This window comes from Massilimicrobiota sp. An142, from assembly GCF_002160725.1.
Classification (GTDB): domain Bacteria; phylum Bacillota_I; class Bacilli_A; order Erysipelotrichales; family Coprobacillaceae; genus Allocoprobacillus; species Allocoprobacillus merdigallinarum.
This window is the reverse complement of sequence record NZ_NFLD01000007.1, coordinates 1-22,413: the sequence shown is the minus strand read 5'-3', so window position 1 is coordinate 22,413 and position 22,413 is coordinate 1. Positions and strand designations below refer to the sequence as shown.

Below are 22,413 nucleotides of genomic sequence, written 5' to 3'. Positions count from 1 at the left end.
TAATATCTGTGCAGCGTGTTTATTTGTATCCATAAGTTTTCATGATTATAAATGTAATACCCTGTCATGTATCTCTGCAGTACGGGCTTGATTCCAATAATTACTTCCTATGTATCCACAAGTACGTCTTACAACAGACATTCTATCAAGCTTTGTGTTGCCACAGTTTGGACATCTCCAGATATACTTTCCATTTTCATCTTGTACACTTTCTATCTCTCCTTCAAATCCACAGTCAAAACAATAATCACTTTTTGTATTGATTTCAGCATACATCGTATTTTCATAGATAAATTGCATAACAGATAATAAGGCATCAATATTCGTATACATGGATGGGACCTCAATATAAGAAATCATTCCTCCTGTAGAAAGCCCCTGAAATTCAGCCTCAAACTTTAATTTGCTAAATGCATCAATATTTTCTCTTACACATATATGATATGAATTCGTCACATAATCATGGTCTGACACATTCTTGACAACTCCAAAATCCCTTTGCAAAGCTTTTGCGAACTTTCCAGTTGTGCTTTCCAATGGTGTCCCATATAAAGAAAATCCAATATGTGTTTCCTCTTTCCATTTTCTACATTTCTCATTCAAAAATTCCATAACCTGAAGAGCAAAATCGTGGCCGTGTTCATCAGTATGACTATATCCTGTCATATATTTTGTACATTCATAGAGCCCAGCATAACCTAAAGAAATACTAGAATAATCATTATATAATAGTTTTTCGATAGTTTCTCCTGGATTTAATCTAGCAAGCGCACCATATTGCCAATGAATAGGCGAAACATCACTCTTTACTTTCTTTAATCTATTATGTCTAATCATCAAAGCTTCGTAACATTTTTGTGTCGCTTCTTCCAGCAATTTCCAGAATTCCTCCTTGTTTCCTTTTGATTGCATAGCCACATAAGGTAAATTCAGTGTCACAACCCCCTGATTAAATCTCCCATAAAACTTTGGTTGATTATTTTCATCATAGTATGGCTGTAAGAAGGACCTACATCCCATGCATGGGAAAACATTTCCTTCCTTATATTCTCTCATTTTCTTTGCTGAAATATAGTCGGGAACCATACGTTTAGCTGTACATCTAGCAGCCAACTCTGTCAGATAATAATACGGACTGTCTGGATAAGTGTTATTATCATCTAAAACATAAAGAAGTTTAGGAAATGCAATGGTCACAGCTCTCCCGTTCTTATCCTTAAACCCATCCAGTCTCTGTTGTATCATCTCTTCAATAAGCATAGCTGTCTCTTTGACATAATCTGGTTTTTCATTAAGCCATAAGAAAATAGATAGGAACGGTGCCTGTCCATTAGAATTAGACATAGTTATGACATTATATACAAGACATTGAATTCCATCTTTGATTTCTTTCTTTAAAGAAAACTCTGTCAACTTCTCTAAATTTTCTCCACTAAATCCCAATTCTCTATATTTTCTTTCATACTTCTCTTTTGAAATCTTAACGAAAGGTGCTAAGTGAGATAAACTGATTGTCTGCCCTCCATACTGATTTCCTGAAACAGCAAAGATGATTTGTGCTGTCACAGCACAGGCTGTCATGAAACTTTTGGGCTTTACAATATCCATATCTGAAAGTCTTGTTCCATTCTCTAACATATCATCTAGATTCACAAGACAGCAGTTAAACATAGGCAATGCTGGAGAAAAATCTAGGTCATGAATATGTATCATGCCTTTATCATGTGCTCTTAATAAATCCTTACTGAAATAATTACGTGAAATATCCTTACATAAGATGCCTGCCATGTAATCTCTTTGAGTAGAGTTGAGAATAGTATTTTTGTTGGAATTTTCAGTTTTCAACTCCTCATTAGAATCATTAAGTAAATCCAGCGCTTGCTTTTCTAAACGAATCTTTGCCTTTGATGCACGGTAAACAATATATTGTCTAGCTACATCCTTACAATGACTCCCCATAAGTTTTTCTTCTACTCTATCCTCAATGATATTGATTGGGATTGGTGTAAGAGTTTTGCTAGTGTTGTCTCCAGAGGGGTTTGGTAGAGTTTTGCTAGGATTTCTTCCATCAAAAATAACTCCTTCTTCCAACTCTCTTTCAATATCCCTTGCAATTCTCTTAGCCAGTCCTTCATTGATATGTTCAGGACCCAAATCCTCCATAGCTCCAACAATAGCCTTTTCAATTTTTAATCTATCAAAATCAACAATGTCTCCATTTCGTTTTAAAACCTTCAATAATTCCATTTCAACACCTCCATTATTCGATAAAAAAAGAGAACCTATATAGATTCTCTCGTTTGAAGACCAAGTCTTCCTTTTGCATATTTATTATATCATAAATATGAGTGGTGGTGATGAAGATTATAAAAAGAATTTATTAGTCTTATAGCTTATGTTCTATATGTATAAGAGAAATAGCTTATAACAATATACCATTATAATTTTCTATAATAAATATTATATCATGATAATTGAATGAATATAAGTCTTTTTTTTATTATGTATATTTGAGATAATTATTGTAACAAAAGGAAGTATCCATATGAATAAGTACAAAAAAACAGCAATCCTTATATTATGCCTTCTTCCAATTGTATTTCTCATTGTTTTCATCTATAAAAATTCTCAAAACCGCGATGATAGTTCTGGGAGGTATTATTATAGTATTGAAGAATTTGAAACTGATACAGGCATAGATTTTTATCCATATAATGACTTTTATCAATTTCTCCAAAATAAGAACATATCTTTGAAAGATACGATATCTGATGTAGAAATTTTCGTAACTTATGATGATGTACTGTACTTTATTAGGCCAAAAGATTCATATGTAGAATATACTGTCTCTTATGATACTTCGGGTTATATTGATACCTCAATTTATGATGAATATGAAATAGAAAATGGCATTCTCTATATTTATTCCGAAGAAAATGATAATACCACTTTTGAAGCCCAATATATTTCTGATAAAGTTCGATATTCAATATTCTATATGAATGAGAACAACAATTTCTCTTATAATTATTTGAAAGAAAAAATGATTGAATATGCAAAGTATTTTGAAGCCAAATAAAAAAACTGAAATGCATGGGATAATCTAAAGAGAGTTACTTACATATATAGGATTTAATAAATGTAAATTAATTGTTTGTTATATAAAATCATATGGAAGGAGGTATATAAATTTTGCTTTTGAATATTATAATTATTATTTTAGGAATTGTTTGTGCGATTCATCTTATATTGGTTTTTAGAAAAAAAGTAAAATATAACAAATGGTTAATTATAGTATTTATTCTGTTGGTTTTATTAAAAAATTATATAATTTAAGGAGGATAATAACAATGAAAAAAGTATTATCAATAGTAATTTCTTTTTTGATGATATTAGGTAACGTGTGTATATCAAGTGCATATGATAATTTTAATGCACAAAACAAAGATATGTATCAAAAATATATGACATTGCTTGATAAAAAAACAATTATTTTAGAAGATAGAATTTCAATTAATAACATAGAATATTTGATAGAGCCTGAAAGAACAAAGGATATTAATAATTTTAAATCATTATTAAATATTTCTACTGGTAAATCCGAAAAAGAAATTATTGATTTGGAAGAAAATGATAATCTCGCATCGATAATTGTAAAAGATAATACAACCAATGGGCTACTTTATTATGAATCTGAGAAAGAAAGTAATCAGATGTTATTTGTAGTAAATGGTGACGAGTATATTATAGAAAAAACTTATGATGAAGTTAGAGTGATATCACCAAATTTAGATGAATTGGTAATATCTAAAACATATTATCAAAGTGATACGATTACCAATGAGAATAATGCGTTAAGAGCAGCAAATTATCGAGATTATCCTTATTCATTATCAAACGATTCATCTTATACGAAAGATGTTGGTCCATTGAAAGCGACAAACAAAGATATTTTTAAAGTTTTTGATGCAATTGCTTTATCTACAGGAGGATACAGTTTAAGTGGTAAACATCCTGTTTTAGGTGTTATTAGTTTTGTTTGTTCGGCAATCTCTTATGCAGGTAATAATTGGCAAGGAACATTCTATATTAGGTCTTGGAGAGCATACGAAAAAAATGTTCCTACTTATCCTTTAACAAGAAGTAAAGAAAGATGGTTTAGTGAAAGCAGTTGTGAAAATAAATATTTCATAAAAAATCATACATCATATTTCCATTCGACACGACCACCGTTATAGTAGTCTAGAGAACTTTAATAAAGTTCTCTCTTTTTTGTATACAATTCATGGCATATAACGGGGATAAGTGTCTGTCTGCTCTACACAAAAAGCAATTGGCAATGCTGGAATAAAAACATACAAGTAAAATGAAAGAATTTAGTATTATTTAGTACAATGTCATAAATAGGTTAAAAACACTAATCAAAATGAAGATAATATGGGGAGTGAGTAACTTATGATGATGTACTGTACTTTATTAGGCCAAAAGATTCATATGTAGAATATACTGTCTCTTATGATACTTCGAGTTATATTGATACCTCAATTTATGATGAATATGAAATGAAAAATGGCATTCTCTATATTTGTTCCGAAGAAAATAATAATACCTCTTTTGAAGCCCAATATATTTCTGAAAAAGTTCGATATTCAATATTCTATATGAATGAGAACAACTATTTCTCTTATAATTATTTGAAAGAAAAAATGATTGAATATGCAAAGTATTTTGAAGCATAATAAAAAAGCTGAAATGCATGGGATAATCCTATGTGTTTCAGCTTTTATTTAACTCATTAAATCTCTTTGCTTTTCTTATGAAGGTTTCTTTTTTTACTTTTCTTGTTGTTTCACTTATGATATTAAGTTTTTCAAATTCCATACTATCGTCATTTTTGATGTTGATTATCATATCTATATTTTCATAATCTAACTGAATTTCTTCATCAAATACAAATGGTATATTGGTACAATTTATGACATTTTTTCCATCAAATAAAACATTATTAACTATTTTCGATACCAATTCTTTTGTTTCGTTTTCATTTATTGTTTCATCTTTTATAATCTTTTTAATTTCTTCGAATGTTTTCATATCTGTTTATCATCCCTTTCCTTATCATATTTATAGCATATCATCAACAATATCTACATCTTCTTCATTTTTTTATCTAAAGAAAAATCATTCTCCATAAACCATTTATATGCTCTGTTGGCAATGATTTTTGTCTCAAAAAAATCTAATCCCCCACCGACAACTGCTCCTACGCCAGGTATAGCTTTACCTAGATTCACTACTCCAGTTGTTCCAAATTTTGTTAACAATCTAAAACCTACCTTTTGATTGATTTTAGTCAAAACTTTCCCAGGAATTTTCTTCACCATTGCTTTTGCAAATTTAACACCTAATTCCATACTTATAATTGAATAAAACAAGATTTTACTATCATTAGATACTATTTAATTTTCATTTTTTATCCCTCTTAAAAAAATAAATCACGAAAAAAATAACACTGCCTATAAAAACAAACTCAAGTCTATTATTTTTCAAAATGCATGTTGCAAGTATTATTAAAACTACAATGAAGTAAAGACAACGCGCTAATAGCAACAAAATAATCTCAACCAATCCAAAGACTAGTCCTCCTAAAAGCAATGCAAGAAGCCTAACCATATTAAAACCATCCATAATGTTTGATAGTTCTATCGATAATTGCAAATTATCTATCAGAGAAAATAAAATGCTTATGGACTTCCTTTTTATTTTCACAGGTATTTTACCTTTAGTTTTTTTCTTATTTTTAGACCTTTTTTTATGTACTCTATCAACTTTTTTCATAAACGAACTCCTTGTATATATTTTTAAAGATTGTAAAATCTTCTAGTTTCTTATAAAAGCAGCAATGTGTTATTTTTTGCTGCCATTGTAGTATATACCTTAAACCATCTTATGTCAATATTTGCTTATAATCTATAAGGTTAAGCACTTTCTAGTAATTTTTTTAATTTTTTTATTGATTTTTAATATCAAAATATGATAGAATGCATAAAGTCGTAATTCTTATTATAGTTTGTTTTTAAAGCTTCTTTTTAAAACAATTTACGACTAAAGGAGTATCATTGAACATGAAAAAAGAAAAAAAATATAATACAAACATTTTTAAAATTTTAAGGTTATGTAATGATTTACAAATACCAGATTTGGCTAATAAAATAGGAATAACTCAACAATATGTTAGAGATATCGAGAAAGGCAATAGGTATCCATCTGACAAAGTATTAGAAAAATACTGCGACGTTTTTGAAATAAGCGTTGAAAAATTTCGTTATTTTGAGCAAATCGTAGAAAAAGCAGATGATAATTCTTTAAATAGTTATCAAAAAGTTTTATTTTTTATTCTAACAAAATTAGTTAAATTATAATTAGTTTATTTATAAAATTAAAAAGGTCGATAGAATAAACTATCCTGTTCTACTCTATCAACCTTTTGATTATATACTTATGGTTAGTAAAATTTTTTTATACGCAAAAACAAAACACAATACGTTTTATTTCCAATAAACATTTATTATATCTACTTCATTTAAATCCCCTAAATATTTTATGTCATCATATACTATAAATGATTCTAAAGTATACTTTCTACCTATTTTTAATAAAGATAGAATAAGATATTCGTTTCTATTTATCTTAAAATAAAAATAATCTCCCTTAAGTGAACTATTTACCAATCGTTCTTTTTTATTTTCTCTCATTCTAGGTTTTTTTGATATTGTATTAAAAAAATAAGGAAGCCATTCTATCCTTGCTAATATCATATCCCATGTTATTTGTTTGTTATTAGCTTTGGGACGATTTCTACGAATCCTATTTTTGAAAGTTTCTAGGTTAATGCCATTATTTAATAATAATTGAAAACCCTTTTCACCTTTAAAATTTGATTTATTACTTTGTTTATCAAATGCATAGTGCAAACCTATTAAATGTGGTAATTGAGATTTTTGAATTTTTACTTCAATCGTTTCTTTAATTGTTTCAATACATAGTATTTTTTCATGAAACTGAAAAAAATACCTGGCATATTCTTGAAAAGAATACTCATTCATATCTATTCTTTTTTTTGTATCACTCAAATTCATAAATAGTTCCTCTTATCTTATCATCAAAAAAGTGTCTCATATTGAGACACTTTTTTGAAGTCTGAGCCAAATTTTGGAAATGGCTAGTTCCAGGGCTGTAGTATTTGTTTTTGCGCCCGCCACAGTCGGGTCCCCATCGACTTCCGAATGGTCACATCTTCACATATGTGAAATGTCGCAGATGAATTAACTGTCATCCTCAGTAATTATATTTTGGATATTTACATCCATTAATATACTACGTAATTGAAATTAAAATATCCCTTTTAACTTCAACAATATTATAACATAAAATATTGAAATTTAAAGAAAAATATGGACATTTATAAAAAAATATAGACATTTATAATAAGATAAATGATATAACTTAGAACATAGAAGCCCACTTCCTCTATATGTAGTGATACAAAAGACCCCCTCCTCGTGCTTGCGTCCATAGGGTGTCAAGCAGACCTCTACATTGACCTGCTCCCCGTCTAGAGCGAAGTGCATTGACAAACTATTATAGGAAATATTCTGCCACTTTAGGTAGGAGTAGTTTAAATTCTATTAAAACCAACATATTTCCATATAAGTGTTAACTATTTAACAACTATATTATTTCATCAATAACATCTAATTGCCTTAACTGGCTCTTCATAACTTGATACGCCAGAATTAAATAATGCCTCATTCACATTATCTATTATATATTGAAAATCAGAAGAGTATTTCATAATATGCCCCGCTATATTAATCGTAATTTTATTACCAGACATCCATATATACCCTGGTTCGTTGTTTATTGGCGGTTCAAGATTCTGAACAAAACCCTCAAAACAACTATAATCATAATCATACGATTCATCCAAAATAAACTCCATATAATCTATCTTATAAACATCATCAATATAAATATTATTGGGATAAGCAAGTTCATATTCACTGATGTTTTTAAGTATGCTATATGTTTGTTCCTTTTGGACATCATTCAATTCATTTATTCTTTCTTTAAGTCCTTCTAACTCTCTATTATGGTCATCGACTCTTTCATTTAAAATACGTGCATCTCTATTTTGCTTGAAGCTTAGGCAAAAGTTTCCCACAACAGGAAGCGAGACACAAAATCCATTGATAAATATTTCTGGTAGCATGTTGATTAACTCTGGCAATGCTGTTTCAATTCCAATTAGTGAATAATTTTTAAGTATTTTCATTATTTTTTTCTTATCCATAATATTTCTCCTTCGTCATCTTTCTTATTTCTTAATTTATTGATTTCTCCCCCTCCCATCGATATCTCTAATACTATTTTTGATATCCTTTCAAAATCCACATCATCTCTCTGCATTTTTTTAAGGACAGTTTACTGTTATCTCCTTTATTGAAAAAGGCATCAAAATTACCACTATTAACGTTTGCTAATTTACATAATTTATAAGCTGAAAGCTTTGTCTTTTCTTTCATATTCATAATACGTTTTCTATAAGTATTTTTCATTTCTGATTCATCTCGTCTCATATTTTCACTCAAGAATGAATGACAATACTTCTGACACTCTTCTTCTTGGCTATTTTGTAGATATAACAACATATTATCTTCTGATACATTTGGATACATCTGATTGACCATGTATAAATGATATGAGAGCAGAGTGTTATTATTAACCTCTTTTTGATTAAGATAACACCAACTTAATAATGGTGCTAATAATCTAGAATTTTGTGTTTCATATTCTGTAAGCAACTTTTTTAAGCTTAACGAATGACAATAACTCATTCTTTTAAGACTATAAGTATTATATGTTTTTAATGACAACTTCCTCATGTCCATTCACCTCTACAAACATAATCATTGAAAGACTTTTACATTAACAGGCAAACCAACTGGATTGTAGGCTTTTGATATAGTATCAACACTTTCAATAATATGAGTTAAAAGCCATTTCAATTCCTTTGCATAATCAAATATATTAATATCATGATAAAAAGGATATTGATTATATATATTCATAACCATATCATATCCACCACTATAATATGTGTATCTGTAGTCTTTACTAGAATACTGAATAATATTATTTTGTATATCGAAATGGATTTTTAAGATAAAATATCTATCTTTATCTTCTTTCCCTCCAACAATAAAATAATATTTCCCATCATTGTACTCTGGTTTACTGTCACATAACTCATGAAACATTTTTTGAAAAAAAGCTTCAAAACCTATATCGTCCTTTAAATTATTTTCAACATAATCTTCCATTGTCGTTTTATTACTATAAGAAAATAATTCATTGTTACCATGATAGACAAATATAAACTTATTGTTAGAAAATATCTTAGGAATCCTTCCTCTTCTTTTATCTTCTCTGATTTCTCCAGATTTATAAGCAATGGATGCTTTGCTATCTGATATAGCAATAATTCCATCATCAACAAGATGCATACTAACAAAGCTCATAAAATCATTTTCCTTTCTTATGTTACTACCAACATACTGCATTTTATCACTCCAGCATTAATTAGCTAACATAATTATAACAAAAAAAGGATTAACATAAATACTAAAAAAGATAGCCATCAGGCTATCTCTGATATAAATCATATAAATGAACCATTGTAGGAAGTCTTTTTGTAGATATTCCATCATCTATATCGACTTCAATATTTATCATTGGTGGATTATCCTTATCTCCTATCTTGTCTGGATTGTCTGGGTCAGTTGGGTCAGTGCCACCTCCCCCGTTATTTCCACCTCCACCATTATTCCCGCCACCTGGATTGCCAGGATTGTTTCCTCCTCCAGGATTATCAGGGTCACTTGGTTTACCTCCATTGTTTCCACCACCAGGATTATCTGGATTTCCTCCATTATTATTTCCTCCACCTGGGTTATCAGGATTATTTGTTATTGGTGGTAATGGTACATCCGGGTCTGCTGGCGGATTTGGAACTTCATTTGGAACACTTGGTATAAGGTGTGCTATATCGTCAAAGAATTTATATTTCTGTGTAATAGAAGCATATAAATTATATGATTTCTTTCCACTGGATACATTTGTTGAGAATGTCCATGTATAGTTTCCTTGGTCTTGAGTCTTAGGATTTGATTGGTGATATGAAGGTTTCACGCTTCCCCAGAAACCTGTATTTCTTTGTTTGATTGTATTGCTTGAAACATTTGATTTAGGTGTTAAGTAGAATGTACCATATTTTTGAATCTGTGTTGCATATGTATTTTTAGCAACAACTGTTTGAGCAATTTGTTGTTTTTTAGAATGTGATTTTGTTTCATAATAAGTTTTCTTTTTTGTTTTTGTCGCCTTTAATGTTCCATAGAATAGACGTCCACCTGTGGTTGCATCATTTGAATTATATTCTTTATCAGGAATAATTGTAAATGTTATTTTATAACTTACATCTCCACTTTTTAATGTTCCACTATATGCTCCTTTATATGCAGTCGTATCTGCTGTCCCTGAGCCGTTAACTTTAACTTTTGTTTCATCCATGTTGTTACAGATTTCATTGACTAACCAATCTGTACTTTTACCTAAATCCTTAGCAATTTCTTTTATTAATGATGAAGCTTTCAATTTAGTTTTTAATGCAGTTCTATCCCATCTTCTACCGTTTGAAGACGCCCCAGGAATTGTATAATATCCAGTGTCTTTTTTATCTGTTTCAGTTTTTGTTTTCTTAATCTTCTCAGTCCATTTAAAAGTTCTGTATCCCTTTAATGTGATATTTTTATATCTTGGGTCTCCTAAGATTGAATAAAATCCTGGTTCACCCATCCAAAAATCCAACGTATCTCCAGAAGTTGTTGTTGGGTATTTGTAATCTTTTGTTGCCGGGAATTTTCCATTATTCAGATTTTTAATAGCATTAATATAGGCTTCATCTCGACTCCATGATTGAACTTTACTCTTCGAAAATCCTGAATAATTCCCATTTCCATTATTTGCCTTTTTGTTAATAGTTGAATTTTTCGTATCATTTCTCCAAACTGTCCATCTATATTGATTGATATCACTCTTTCCTGAAATGGAAGATGAATAACTCACAGATACATTCTGTAACTTAGATGTGCTTGTTTCTTTATATAATTTATCAAATGCTTTCTTTTCCTCACTTGTTAAACGATTATACGATGCCGGTTTTGCTTCTGCCACAGACATCCCTGCTGTTAAAACAGAAACAGACATAACAAACGCCATCAAACCTAAAAATAACTTTCGCAATGTTTCTTCACCTCCCGCATGATTGCGAAATACTTCAAGTATATTTTAGCATGAATGGGGAGGATTGAAGGAAAATGAAAAGAGACCATGGGGTCTCTTACTTATATTTGTAAAGGTCATCTCTTATTGCCTTATCATATTCTTGTATGTTTTTAATTATATCTCCAAATTGCATGGTTTCATTAACATTAAATAAATATTCAGTCATTTTTGTTGGTATTATGATTATTGCAGATATTAATGAAACCAAGGCTCCTATGATTGCTACTATAGAAGATATATTAGCAGAACCTACTACAATTGCTAAAATAATCACTACAAATGAACCAATAATAATACCATACATTAAAAATTTGAAAGTATTCAACATTTTCATTTTTGCATCTAATATTTGTTCAAGATTTTGACCTATGTAACATCTATATTCAGCTAATATTTGTGTATATTGCTCGTTTCTATCATCTAATTCTTTTCTATCATTATTTCTATGGGGCAAATCATTTGAAACCTCTATTTCATTTTTATCTTCAGCATCACTGCCCGAAAAATCACCTAAAGGACCTTCTTTTTTTTCAATTCCATCTAATTTATCTTCAGTTGCCATAATCATAGCTCCAATTCAGCGATTCTTAATTTAACAGCAGTCTCAGGAACATTAAAATAATCTGAAAGTTCTGAAATATTATGAGTTTCATTATATTTTGCTGTAAACGAATTTTTTGGCATTAAAAAGGCTGCTGCAAACCTATTAGCTCTTATTTCCTTATCTGTTAGAACTTCATCTGTTCTATATGTATTTGAGTATCCATCAGAGGTTGGATTATAATCATAGATATAATGAGCTATTTCATGAGCTAAAGTAAATAAAATATGTTTATCTGTATCTGCATTATTTAAAATAATAACTTTATTGCTTCCATATTCTTCTTGTAATTCATTTGATACTCCTATTGTTCCCGAAAGATTTCTTTCCTTAAACTTTGCTGTATAAACTTTAAATCCCATAATCCTTGCAATCTCAATAATAGGTGTAGCTTTTCCTCTATGTTTTGCTAAATGAAAATGATTATAATTTTGGTTATCATAAAATTTATTCAATAAAGTTTCTGCATCTCTATCTATAACCTTTAAATTAAAATAATTGCTAAAATCATTGTTGTGCTCATTTTTATAATGATTTACTTCAATGCACATCCATATCACTCCTCTCTCACCTCCACCATGATTTTACCATGGTGCTTCAGCGTATTTTATCAAAAAACAAATGTTATGTAATAAGAATATAAAAAGGCTATAGAGAAGCTACAGCCTACTTACCATTAATTCTCAAAACATCTGATAGACATTTGAGGCATAAGCTCATGCCCCTCTTTAGTGTAACATATTATATCACATTTTGTCGTATTACACAATACAGGAGTTACTTATAATATGTCAAATATGTATTTAAGTTTGCTAAAAATGACAATTTCTAATAAATTATATATTAATTTTAAACTCTATTTTTGTTCCCACAGTGCAACCTAGTGATGACACAAAAAAACTTTGATTTACAATCAAAGTCATTCTTTCATGGCAGGGGCGGCAGGAATCGAACCCGCGTCCACGGTTTTGGAGACCGATGCTCTACCATTGAACCACGCTCCTATATGGTGACCTGTACGGGATTCGAACCCGTGAATGCATGCGTGAAAGGCATGTGAGTTAACCGTTTCTCCAACAGGCCTATTATTTTTTGCTATATTATAATAACATATTAACATCATGTCATCAATAAACTCTATTTAAAAACAAATCACTTTTTTTGGTTTTTAACATTATCTTCCTCTTCAGTACCCTCATCTGATATTTCTACTTCATCTGTTCTATATGTATTTGAGTAACCTTTAATAGCTGGATTGTAATCATATAAGTAATGAGATAATTCGTCAGCTAAAGAAAATGATATATCTTTATCAGTGTCTTCACTATGTAGTATATTTGATACCCATATTGTTCCCGATATTATACCACTTTTTGTTGCGTTTAGACCTTTATCCTTTCCTGTTGAATGAGATGTCCTTATATATTCTTTCATTTTTCACTCCAGCATTACTATGCCCTTTCTATTATAACAAAAAAGTATGTGATTAATCTATTTGAATATTTCAATCTGTATAGGTTTACCTACAGTATTGTACTGGACATCTGCATCAAATATATCTACCATAGACTCTATCTGCTTTTTTATAATAGACGCGTATATTTCAACTGGCATATCATTATACTTTGGAATAATATCATACATTCTTAAATATAATTCATCACCACCATATATCACACTATATTTATCTTTCTTTTCTTTATATATAACAGCATTTGCATGGCAATCGAGAATAACTTCTTGAAGAAAAGGCTCTCCATTATTTTGAAAAGCCCCAATAATAAAATAGTATTTTCCATCATTATAGTCTGGCTGACTCAGTTTTAATCGATGAAATAAGCGGTCAAAAAAAGTAAAATAATCATAATTCCTTAAATGATTTAATATATAATCTTCTATTTTAATATGTTCTTTAAATAACTCATTATTTCCATGATAAACGAAGATAAATTTTTCGTTATAAAAAATCTTCTGTATTTGACCTCTTTTTTTATCCTCAATAAATCCAGCTCCATAGCTTAATGATGCCTTACTGTCAGCAAAGGCAATTATGCCGCTCTTTGTAGCGTGTAGTCCTACAAAACTCATTTCTTTCATATCCTTTCCAATTGAATTAGAAACACTTACATTTGTATCCATTTTATCACTCCGGCATGGCTATACCATTTCTATTATAACAAAAAAAAGAATATACTTAATCTATTGGAATGTATCTATCTTTATGGGGTTCCCAACAGAATTATAACGATAATCTTGCTCAAAAATATCTACCATTGATTCAATTTGCTTTTGAATCCTTTTAGCATAATCAATAATTGGCGCGTCATTATACTTAGGAAGAGAATCATATAAAGCTCTATATCTCTCATCACCACCATAAATAACTCTATGTTCATAAACAATATCTCCATATTGAACCTGATTTTTATTAATATCAACTATAACTTTACGAATAAAATACAATCCATTAGCATCTTTACTTCCTATAATAAAATTATATATGCCATCATTGTAATATGGTGGTGACATTTTCAATCTTATTAATAAGCTATTAAAAAAATCGAAATAACTAAAGCTTCCAAGATTACTTGTAATATAATCCTCAATTTTCATACGCTCTTTAAATAATTCGTTGTTACCATGATAAACAAAAATAAATTTATCATTCTTAAAAACTTTTTGAATTCTTCCTCTTTCTGTATCTTCTATGAATTCACCTTTATATTCTCTAGATGCCTTACTATCGGCAAAAGCAATAATACCCTCTCTTGTATTATGCATTCCAACAAAACTCACTTTATCCATATCCTTTCTGACTGTTGTAGACATACTGGTATTAGTATCCATCTTATCACTCCGGCACTTTAGCCAATTTATTTTAATATATAAGTGTGAATTTCTCCACCAACTGGATTATAAGAACGAGTAATTTCATTTATCTGAATTACATTTTGTAAGATTTCTTCAATCTTATGTGGCAATTCATCGATAGAATAACTTTTTTCATATAAAATATCTCCCATGATTTTACAATAAATATCATCACCTATGAAAGAATAATAATAAGAGTTTGTAGACTTCTTTAATATATCAATGTTATTTCCTTTATAGGAAAAGTTCATTCTATAAATAGTATAAATATATCCTTCACTTTCTTTTTTTCGTGTTCCTACTAAAAACAAATAATTTGAACATTTATCATCTTCTAATGTTTTCTTTAGAATTTGAAAAATATTTTCATATATCCAATGTATATCCCTAATAAGAACTTCTTTTGTTCTTTGATATTCATCTAATATTAATTGAATTCCCTTTTCCAAATTTTCATATTCTCCATTTTCCTTTATGAATTGATTGTAACCTGTTGTGACAATGACAACATCGTCATTATATAAAAGTTTTTGAGGTTTTCTATCCTTATCCTCAATGGAATGACCCATCCAATGACGTTTTGTTGTTTTACTATCAGCAAAAGCAATAATTCCTTCTGCTGTTAATACCATACCACATAATGACATATCATCTATCTTCCTTTCGTTTATATATGAACTAAAATTTGTATCCATCTTATCACTCCGGCATTGTTTGTTGCCATCATTATTATATATGAAATTCAAAATTATATTAATATTTCAAAAACAAAAAAAAGAGTTGAAGATTATCAACTCTCATCCAGGCTTTTATTGCAGAGTATTAAGATTTTTTAGTAAATCCCTTTTCCTCTAAAGCTTTTTCTAAATCACTTAATGGATATGTTCCGTCATCATTGTATTTTTCTGGGTCTAGTCCACAATTAATATGAATATAATCTTTTATTGTAGCATTATCAATTTCTTGTAATTCGTATGCTGATTCTAATATGATATTTTTATCATCTTGAGAAATACTCATTTTAACTCCCGAATTTTTGTTATATTCATCTACTAGTGTAGTTTTATTATCCTCATACAATTCATTTACATAAGTCGTTGAAGCTTTAGAATAATCATATTCTGATTTCATCTGTACTTCATGTACACTATCATTAACAAAAATAATACTTAATTGATATTTATTTGTTATATCAAACCACTCATTTGTTTCACTATCAATATCTTCAGACTCTTCTGTCATAACATATGTTACACTTTCGGTATTATTTTGTTTTTCATTATCTATATTTTCTGATGTATTACTAGAGCACCCTACTAAAGCAATACTCATTATAAATCCTACTATATAAAATATTTTTTTCATTCTATACCTCCTACCATTCAGATAAATTAGTACCTAAATCCTTGTTTAAACCTTCTATACAACTTCCATCATCTAATTTACAATTTTTATTTAAATCTTCATATCCGCTATAATGAATTAATTTATAACCTTCATGATAAATAGATTTTTCATTGGACAATAACTTACTCAACCATACTTCTTGACTATCCTCATCATATCCTGCAACGATATCACAAGACTTCATATAATCATAATCAGTATTTAAATCCTTCACTCTATCAAATTCTATTTTATCAGTACAAAGGAATGCTCCCTTTAAAATCGGAATCCCTTCTGTACCATAATAAGTGTATCCCCCACTTGTATCAAATCCGTTTTCTATATATTCATAATTTGCAGCTTCAGGTAAATTTAAAGATAAAAATTTATTAGAGAAATCACTAACCTGTTCATCATTAACCATTACAAAATAAGACTCGTCAATCTTTTTTCCATCATTCATTTTACTTAAATCGTCAAAAGTATAAAAATTATAATTTGCACAACTGATGATTTTATCATTTTTCACATAAAGCATCAGTCCATCCCACGTGTTATTACCATTTTCATCAAGCTTAGTAAGACTATAAATACCATCATAACTATTATCTCTTTTTGTTTCTACCTTATAAGAATCATCATTATAAGCGTTTCCTGACTTGTAGTCAGACCATAATTTATATCCACCAAAAATGATTCCAAAAAATAAGACAACTCCTATAACATCAGATATAATCTTTTTAACAGTTGTCTTTCTTTTTAATTTTTTAACAGCTTTCTTATATTCTTCTCCTTCAAGTTTACTAATATCTTCTCTTTTCACATATATTCACCCCCATATATAAATACTTATAATAAATATATATTACATATTTATTTTTATCAACAAAAAAAGAGGCTATATAAGCCCAATGTCATTAAGTTAGAGGATGACATTGATATAAGCCTCTCTTTTAATTAAAAATTTATTCCGTATAATTCATTTAGTCTTTCATAACATGAACCGCTATCAAGAGCACAATTTTGTTGCATATCTTCAAACCCAGAATAATGAATTAATTTATAATCTTTAAATGTAGATTTATCATTATTCTTAAGTTTACTTAACCAAATTTCATTACTATCCTCATCATATCCAGCTAAAAGCCCAGAATTATATAACATATTATAATGGTCCATATTATTAAAATCTAATTTTGTATTATAATTTTCAAAATTGTATTTTTTTACAAAAAAACCATACATACCATTTCTATCTGAACCAGTTACATTAGCAGCGTCTGCTGCAAACCCAGCATCCTCCCCAATATTTCCTTCCATTCCAATTTTTGTTGACATAGAACCATATAATTTTAGTACATATTCATCATTATCATATTGGATTTCTTCACCCGGATAGACTCTATCTCTAATCTCTTCATAACTTTCATATTCAACAATAGCTCCTGTGACAATTTTATCGTTTTTTACATAACAAATCAGTCCATCCCACATGTTTTTACCATTTTCATCTGTAGCTGTTAATGTATAGATACCATTATATGAGCTATCTCGTTCCATCTTTTCTTTATATACATCTGATTCAGGCGCTCTTTGAGGTTGGATAAAATGATGTACAACAACAACTGAACCAATAATTAGTCCTGCACATACAACAAGGAAAACTATTCCTTTTAGAATCTTCTTAATAAAATTCATCTATATTTACCTCCAAAACATCTTTATATTAAACAATCTATATTTCTTATTATATACCTCTTTATTTAACACCTGTATTATACCATAAACGCAAGCTTTTCTCAATGCAAAATTTATGAAATATATAAATTTATTTTGGATATTTCGACATAGATTGATGAACTACAATCGCTTATAAAGATAATGAACTACTTGTGCTATGTTAACTGTACTCAATTATGGTATGATAAAAGTATATTCGTATCAAAACAGTTGGAAAGGATGGATTAAATTGATAAAAAAATTATTGTGCAAAAGGATATTCAAAAAAGAATTTGACGATGAAATGCAAAGATTAAAAAGCAACTTTCAAGAAGAAAAACGACAACTTATGCACGAAATGAACAAGTGCAAGATGAAATATGGTATTGTAGAACGAGTTTTTGAACTATTTCCAAACTCAGAAATTGTTGGTATCAAAGCGAATAATATAGGAGATGAATTAATAATTGTCATAAATGATGGTGCTCTCTATCTTTTTGGAGAAAAATATCAGGGAATCATGGGCTTGCCTAGAATTTTTTTTGAATTTCGTTATATAAACAGTGGACCTTTTCCAATAAAATATATACATATAAATGATGTACTTATGGAGGATAATAATATAGGAAATGGCTCAATTGCAATGGAGGCTCTCATAAAATATGCAAAGAAGAATGATGTAAAATGGATAGAGGGATACCTATCTCCAGTAGATGACGACCATACCGATAGAAGAAATCATTATTATGAAAAGTTTGGATTTAAAATAGAAAAATCAACTGTTAAACTAGAAATATAAGACAAGAGAACTTCTAATCGAATGATATGGAAAACGAGAAACTTATTAAGTATTTATTTCAAATAGAATAAGATTTCTAATGTTATCTCTCTTTTTAACCTCTCTCTTTTTAACCTCTCTCTTTTTAATATTAGTAATACTCAAGTATAACTTGAATCATTTTCAAAAAAATAATAAAATAGCCTCAACCACGTATATTGTTCCCTAACAACAATATTTCTCTACTAGAGGCGTGGTGGAGGCGATTTTATGGTTGCCTGTTTGATGGATGCTTGTATTTCTTTTAGTATCCAGATGACTATTCAAGCGTTAACAGACTTTTATCAACTCAATGCTTACCAAAGTATAGTTGCTGAATTCTGTTTAACATTGATAGTTGCGTTTGTTGTCAATCAAATGAAAAATAGAAAAAATGACACAGTGCAACAGGCACAAAAATCTGATAGACAGGACTAGTGCCTGTCTTTTTCATAGAAATATTTTCTACTTTATTAGTATATCATAGACTTCTTATAAGTGGATTTTTTACAGATTTTTTCTGCATTCATATTATAATACTATAATTAAAAAACCAACCTTTTTTGGTTGGTATTTTTTATTGCCCTAACACTCTCTTTATTCTATCAATATCCTCTTCACTTAAAGCATTTTCTTTTCCTGAAGATAGAATTGACTGAATCAAATTACCAGAATGAGTAAAAACAACATCAGAAGTCACAGAACATGTTGCTTGATGTATGAATACATATCCATCAATCCAACAATGAATCTGATTTTGTTTTAAATTCTGTGACAGTATATACGTCTGTCTTTTTACCTGTTTGATAGGATTTTTTATAGAATCTTGATAATGATTTCCTTTTCCTGATGTTTTATTAATTTTCCATTGCCTATCATCTTCATTACCTTGTATATTACCTTTATAATTCTTCGTTTCAACAATAACAATCCCTTTGTTACTTAAAATAAGATTGTCTATCTCACTTTTCTGACCTTCATATTCAATAGGAATATTAGATAGAATAGTATAGTTTGAAGGTAGGTTTTCTAATACATTCTGTGTTCTTGCCTCTCCTTGAATACCACTTTTTAACCTTTGATATGGTCTTTGACAAAAATATATTAAAGCTGAACCAATAACCATGAATATAAAAGCAATAGGAAGATTTGAGTTTAATTGGCTTGATTTTTCAAATTGAACATACCACTCATCGCTACCTAAAGGAGCAGTGACACGTCCAGCAATAAAACTATATAAAAAATATATAACAAATATTGCTACACAAACATAGCCAATAACAACTCCAAATTTTAAATATTTAATTTTTGATTTGTTATCCATATATATCCCTCTCTTTTCAACATCATAATTATATGAAAAAACTTTTGCTCAGTAAATACGGAATCTAGTTTTATTATTATTCTTAAATTTTGTCTTAAATGTATAAACATGCTAAAATACTAGTAGTAGTGGTATACTGCTGGAGTGATACATTTGAAAGCAATATACTTGGAAAGGAAAGATGGAAATATGTCGTTTAATCACGCAATGCTCAATAATGATTTTTTTATTGTAGGAAGCGATAGCAGAGACACATTTTCTGATGGAACATATACCGATAATAGACAAAAAACATATGTTAATAAAGAACTTAAATTATGTTGGTCTTATACTGGTTTATCCATTTATCATAACGTAGACCTGATTAAAATAATAAAAGACATTTTAGATTTACCTGTAGCTATAGAAGAAAAACTATTTATTATCCAAGGTATTATGACAATTGAAACAGAAAGATATTATAAGGAAACAAGTCAAGATATATATTTTGATTTGTTTGTTGGTATAAATGAAAACTATCAAAATGCCCTTTATATTCTAGAAGTCAAAAATGGTCTAGCTCAAATAGCGAAAAACAAAAAATATAATGAGAAATATCATGTTTCTAGTGGGGTTCATACTGAGTTTCAAGACCATTTGAATCTTATAAAAATGCAAAATATTAATACAGCTGTTCCTGAACTAGATAGAATCATTAAACTTGTTATGGAAGAATCTGCAAAATCAGACAATACTGTCGGAGGAGATACTTATATTGCCGTAATGGATAATCAAGGTAATATCAGGGCTTATATCAATGGTGTAGAAACCAATTTCTGAAGAAAAATATATAATATTATATGAAAACGAGAGATTATCTCTCTTTATTATTAGTAATACTCAAGTATAACTTGAATCATTTTCAAAAAAATAATAAAATAGCCTCAACCACGTTTGTTGTCTACCATACAGACAACTTTAATCTACATGAGGCGTGGTGGAGGCGATGACCTTGTTATCAATCAAATAAAAGAAAGAAAAAATGACCAAGTACAACACGACTTCGAAAAAACAGATAGACAGGACTAGTTCCTGTCTTTTTTATAGAAATATTTTCTACTTTATTAGTATATCATAGGCTTCTTATCTATTGAGAAAATAAACAATGTTTTTTATTTTTGTCTCACATGTTTTAACATTATACTTTTTTTTGTTAAAATAATATCAGTGATATTTCACTGGGGGATTTAATGAAACAATTAATAATTGAAAGGATGAATAATGTGTCTTTTAATTGTATGTTTATGAATGATGAATTTCTTATAATGGGAAGTGATAGTAGAGAAACATTTGCCGATGGAACTTATAATGACAATAGGCAAAAAACCTTTGTTAATACACAACAAAAACTTTGCTGGTCATATACAGGATTAACCAAATTGAATGGTATTGATAATATTGAAATTATTAACATTATTATGAATAGTCCTACTCCTATTATCGATAAACTACAACTTATAGAACATATAATGTGTTATGAAACAGGACAATACTATCAAAACTACAAATCAGATTCTATTTTTGATTTATTGATTGGTAAATTCACTGGTAGTCATTTTTTAGCATATATATTAGAAGTTAAAAATGGAAAATCACATATAAAAGTAAACAAAGAATATAGCTCAGAAGATGGTGATTTCTATGAAGCTAGTGGTGTATATACAGAGATTATTCATCAATTAAATATGAACGAAATCTATACTCATCCTGTTCAAGCAATAAATAATTTAATATCACATTGTAAGGAATTATCACAAAGCACTGATAAAAGTGTTGGTGGAAAGAATTATATTGTTTTTATGAAAAAAGATGGAAGTATATCTACATATATAGATGGGAAAATAACAATTATATAAAGATTATCAAAAAATACCAACCCTTCTTCGGTTGGTATTTTTTATTGATTTAACACTTTCTTAATTCTATCAATATCTTCATCAGTGAAATAGTGAACTACTCGGCATTAAAATACCGAGCTTCTCGGTCGAGTGCTCCAACGAACACAGCATACCCGAGCTTTGAGTTTCCTATATGAATAGTCGCACTCTCCTGTTGTCCCATCAGTACGGCGATTATATATTTTTATGCCATCATCTGCATTCCAGCATTCAATATATTGATGGCAGCATTAACATCTCTGTTGTGATGTGTATGACAGTCTGGGCATGTCCATTCCCTGACAGACAGGTCTTTTGTAATATCATGAACTGTCCCGCACACATGACATGTCTGGCTACTTGGATACCATTT

Annotated in this window: 27 protein-coding genes and 2 tRNA genes; 7 read left to right on the top strand and 22 right to left on the bottom strand. The window is 29.2% G+C overall.

Features of this window, described 5'->3' with window-relative positions; genetic code table 11:
- Positions 1–45 precede the first annotated feature (45 nt).
- Complete coding sequence (gene nrdD, locus B5E87_RS04530; RefSeq protein WP_087243826.1) at positions 46–2,238, bottom strand: anaerobic ribonucleoside-triphosphate reductase; 2,193 nt, start codon at positions 2,236–2,238, stop codon at positions 46–48.
- A gap of 307 nt (positions 2,239–2,545) precedes the next feature.
- On the opposite strand from nrdD, the gene B5E87_RS04525 reads away from it, so the two are divergent.
- Positions 2,546–3,079, top strand: coding sequence for a hypothetical protein (locus B5E87_RS04525; protein WP_087243736.1), 534 nt, complete (start codon positions 2,546–2,548; stop codon positions 3,077–3,079).
- 271 nt (positions 3,080–3,350) lie between these two features.
- A complete protein-coding gene (locus B5E87_RS04520; protein ID WP_087243735.1) occupies positions 3,351–4,238 on the top strand; it encodes a hypothetical protein in 888 nt (295 codons plus the stop codon).
- Between the two features lie 538 nt (positions 4,239–4,776).
- Here B5E87_RS04520 and B5E87_RS04515 read toward each other — a convergent pair.
- Genes B5E87_RS04515 through B5E87_RS04505 form a run of 3 tightly spaced genes read right to left on the bottom strand, consistent with a single transcriptional unit; the run spans position 4,777 to position 5,838 of the window.
- Positions 4,777–5,094, bottom strand: a complete 318-nt coding sequence (locus tag B5E87_RS04515) for a hypothetical protein (RefSeq protein ID WP_087243734.1) — start codon at positions 5,092–5,094, stop codon at positions 4,777–4,779.
- Between the two features lie 53 nt (positions 5,095–5,147).
- Positions 5,148–5,414 carry a hypothetical protein gene (locus tag B5E87_RS04510; protein WP_206399231.1) on the bottom strand — a complete coding sequence of 89 codons (267 nt, stop codon included), beginning with the start codon at positions 5,412–5,414 and terminating at the stop codon, positions 5,148–5,150.
- A 52-nt stretch (positions 5,415–5,466) separates the two neighbouring features.
- A complete protein-coding gene (locus B5E87_RS04505; RefSeq protein ID WP_087243733.1) occupies positions 5,467–5,838 on the bottom strand; it encodes a hypothetical protein in 372 nt (123 codons plus the stop codon).
- 287 nt (positions 5,839–6,125) lie between these two features.
- On the opposite strand from B5E87_RS04505, the gene B5E87_RS04500 reads away from it, so the two are divergent.
- Positions 6,126–6,422, top strand: a complete 297-nt coding sequence (locus B5E87_RS04500; RefSeq protein WP_087243732.1) for a helix-turn-helix transcriptional regulator — start codon at positions 6,126–6,128, stop codon at positions 6,420–6,422.
- Positions 6,423–6,548: 126 nt separating this feature from the next.
- Here B5E87_RS04500 and B5E87_RS04495 read toward each other — a convergent pair whose 3' ends face one another.
- From B5E87_RS04495 to B5E87_RS04420, 16 genes are all read right to left on the bottom strand, one after another.
- Positions 6,549–7,139: a PBECR4 domain-containing protein gene (locus B5E87_RS04495; protein ID WP_087243731.1), complete on the bottom strand. Its 591-nt coding sequence runs from the start codon at positions 7,137–7,139 to the stop codon at positions 6,549–6,551.
- 605 nt (positions 7,140–7,744) lie between these two features.
- Entirely contained in the window at positions 7,745–8,353 is a 609-nt protein-coding gene (locus B5E87_RS04490; protein WP_087243730.1) for a hypothetical protein, read from the bottom strand.
- A gap of 73 nt (positions 8,354–8,426) precedes the next feature.
- Positions 8,427–8,945, bottom strand: a complete 519-nt coding sequence (locus tag B5E87_RS04485; RefSeq protein ID WP_087243729.1) for a hypothetical protein — start codon at positions 8,943–8,945, stop codon at positions 8,427–8,429.
- 24 nt (positions 8,946–8,969) lie between these two features.
- Complete coding sequence (locus tag B5E87_RS04480) at positions 8,970–9,623, bottom strand: hypothetical protein (protein WP_087243728.1); 654 nt, start codon at positions 9,621–9,623, stop codon at positions 8,970–8,972.
- Positions 9,624–9,705: 82 nt separating this feature from the next.
- Positions 9,706–11,364, bottom strand: coding sequence for a hypothetical protein (locus B5E87_RS04475; RefSeq protein WP_087243727.1), 1,659 nt, complete (start codon positions 11,362–11,364; stop codon positions 9,706–9,708).
- 97 nt (positions 11,365–11,461) lie between these two features.
- Positions 11,462–11,968, bottom strand: coding sequence for a hypothetical protein (locus B5E87_RS04470; protein ID WP_087243726.1), 507 nt, complete (start codon positions 11,966–11,968; stop codon positions 11,462–11,464).
- A gap of 2 nt (positions 11,969–11,970) precedes the next feature.
- The gene (locus B5E87_RS04465) at positions 11,971–12,558 is read right to left on the bottom strand and encodes an ImmA/IrrE family metallo-endopeptidase (RefSeq protein ID WP_087243725.1); all 588 of its coding nucleotides are present in this window, start codon (positions 12,556–12,558) and stop codon (positions 11,971–11,973) included.
- Positions 12,559–12,937: 379 nt separating this feature from the next.
- A tRNA-Trp gene (locus B5E87_RS04460) sits at positions 12,938–13,011 on the bottom strand.
- A gap of 3 nt (positions 13,012–13,014) precedes the next feature.
- Positions 13,015–13,090, bottom strand: a tRNA-Glu gene (locus B5E87_RS04455).
- Positions 13,091–13,159: 69 nt separating this feature from the next.
- Positions 13,160–13,441, bottom strand: a complete 282-nt coding sequence (locus B5E87_RS04450; RefSeq protein WP_087243724.1) for a hypothetical protein — start codon at positions 13,439–13,441, stop codon at positions 13,160–13,162.
- Between the two features lie 57 nt (positions 13,442–13,498).
- Positions 13,499–14,146, bottom strand: a complete 648-nt coding sequence (locus B5E87_RS04445; RefSeq protein ID WP_087243723.1) for a hypothetical protein — start codon at positions 14,144–14,146, stop codon at positions 13,499–13,501.
- 60 nt (positions 14,147–14,206) lie between these two features.
- Positions 14,207–14,854 carry a hypothetical protein gene (locus B5E87_RS04440; protein ID WP_087243722.1) on the bottom strand — a complete coding sequence of 216 codons (648 nt, stop codon included), beginning with the start codon at positions 14,852–14,854 and terminating at the stop codon, positions 14,207–14,209.
- Between the two features lie 26 nt (positions 14,855–14,880).
- A complete protein-coding gene (locus B5E87_RS04435; protein ID WP_087243721.1) occupies positions 14,881–15,573 on the bottom strand; it encodes a serpin family protein in 693 nt (230 codons plus the stop codon).
- A 127-nt stretch (positions 15,574–15,700) separates the two neighbouring features.
- Complete coding sequence (locus B5E87_RS04430; protein ID WP_087243720.1) at positions 15,701–16,243, bottom strand: hypothetical protein; 543 nt, start codon at positions 16,241–16,243, stop codon at positions 15,701–15,703.
- A 10-nt stretch (positions 16,244–16,253) separates the two neighbouring features.
- Positions 16,254–17,087, bottom strand: coding sequence for a hypothetical protein (locus B5E87_RS04425; protein ID WP_087243719.1), 834 nt, complete (start codon positions 17,085–17,087; stop codon positions 16,254–16,256).
- Positions 17,088–17,221: 134 nt separating this feature from the next.
- Positions 17,222–17,962: a hypothetical protein gene (locus tag B5E87_RS04420; protein ID WP_087243718.1), complete on the bottom strand. Its 741-nt coding sequence runs from the start codon at positions 17,960–17,962 to the stop codon at positions 17,222–17,224.
- A gap of 271 nt (positions 17,963–18,233) precedes the next feature.
- Between B5E87_RS04420 and B5E87_RS04415 the strand changes: the two genes are divergently transcribed.
- Together B5E87_RS04415 and B5E87_RS04410 are read left to right on the top strand one after the other, a co-directional pair.
- A complete protein-coding gene (locus B5E87_RS04415) occupies positions 18,234–18,782 on the top strand; it encodes a hypothetical protein (protein ID WP_087243717.1) in 549 nt (182 codons plus the stop codon).
- Positions 18,783–19,031: 249 nt separating this feature from the next.
- A complete protein-coding gene (locus B5E87_RS04410) occupies positions 19,032–19,238 on the top strand; it encodes a hypothetical protein (protein WP_087243716.1) in 207 nt (68 codons plus the stop codon).
- Between the two features lie 139 nt (positions 19,239–19,377).
- On the opposite strand, the gene B5E87_RS04405 is transcribed toward B5E87_RS04410, so the two are convergent.
- Positions 19,378–20,124 carry a nuclease-related domain-containing protein gene (locus tag B5E87_RS04405; RefSeq protein ID WP_087243715.1) on the bottom strand — a complete coding sequence of 249 codons (747 nt, stop codon included), beginning with the start codon at positions 20,122–20,124 and terminating at the stop codon, positions 19,378–19,380.
- A gap of 189 nt (positions 20,125–20,313) precedes the next feature.
- On the opposite strand from B5E87_RS04405, the gene B5E87_RS04400 reads away from it, so the two are divergent.
- Together B5E87_RS04400 and B5E87_RS04395 are read left to right on the top strand one after the other, a co-directional pair.
- Complete coding sequence (locus B5E87_RS04400; protein ID WP_241147125.1) at positions 20,314–20,943, top strand: hypothetical protein; 630 nt, start codon at positions 20,314–20,316, stop codon at positions 20,941–20,943.
- Positions 20,944–21,353: 410 nt separating this feature from the next.
- Positions 21,354–22,019 carry a hypothetical protein gene (locus B5E87_RS04395; RefSeq protein WP_087243714.1) on the top strand — a complete coding sequence of 222 codons (666 nt, stop codon included), beginning with the start codon at positions 21,354–21,356 and terminating at the stop codon, positions 22,017–22,019.
- Positions 22,020–22,245: 226 nt separating this feature from the next.
- Here B5E87_RS04395 and B5E87_RS04390 read toward each other — a convergent pair.
- Positions 22,246–22,413: zinc ribbon domain-containing protein (locus B5E87_RS04390; RefSeq protein ID WP_143746878.1), on the bottom strand; the 168-nt coding region annotated here is incomplete at its 5' end.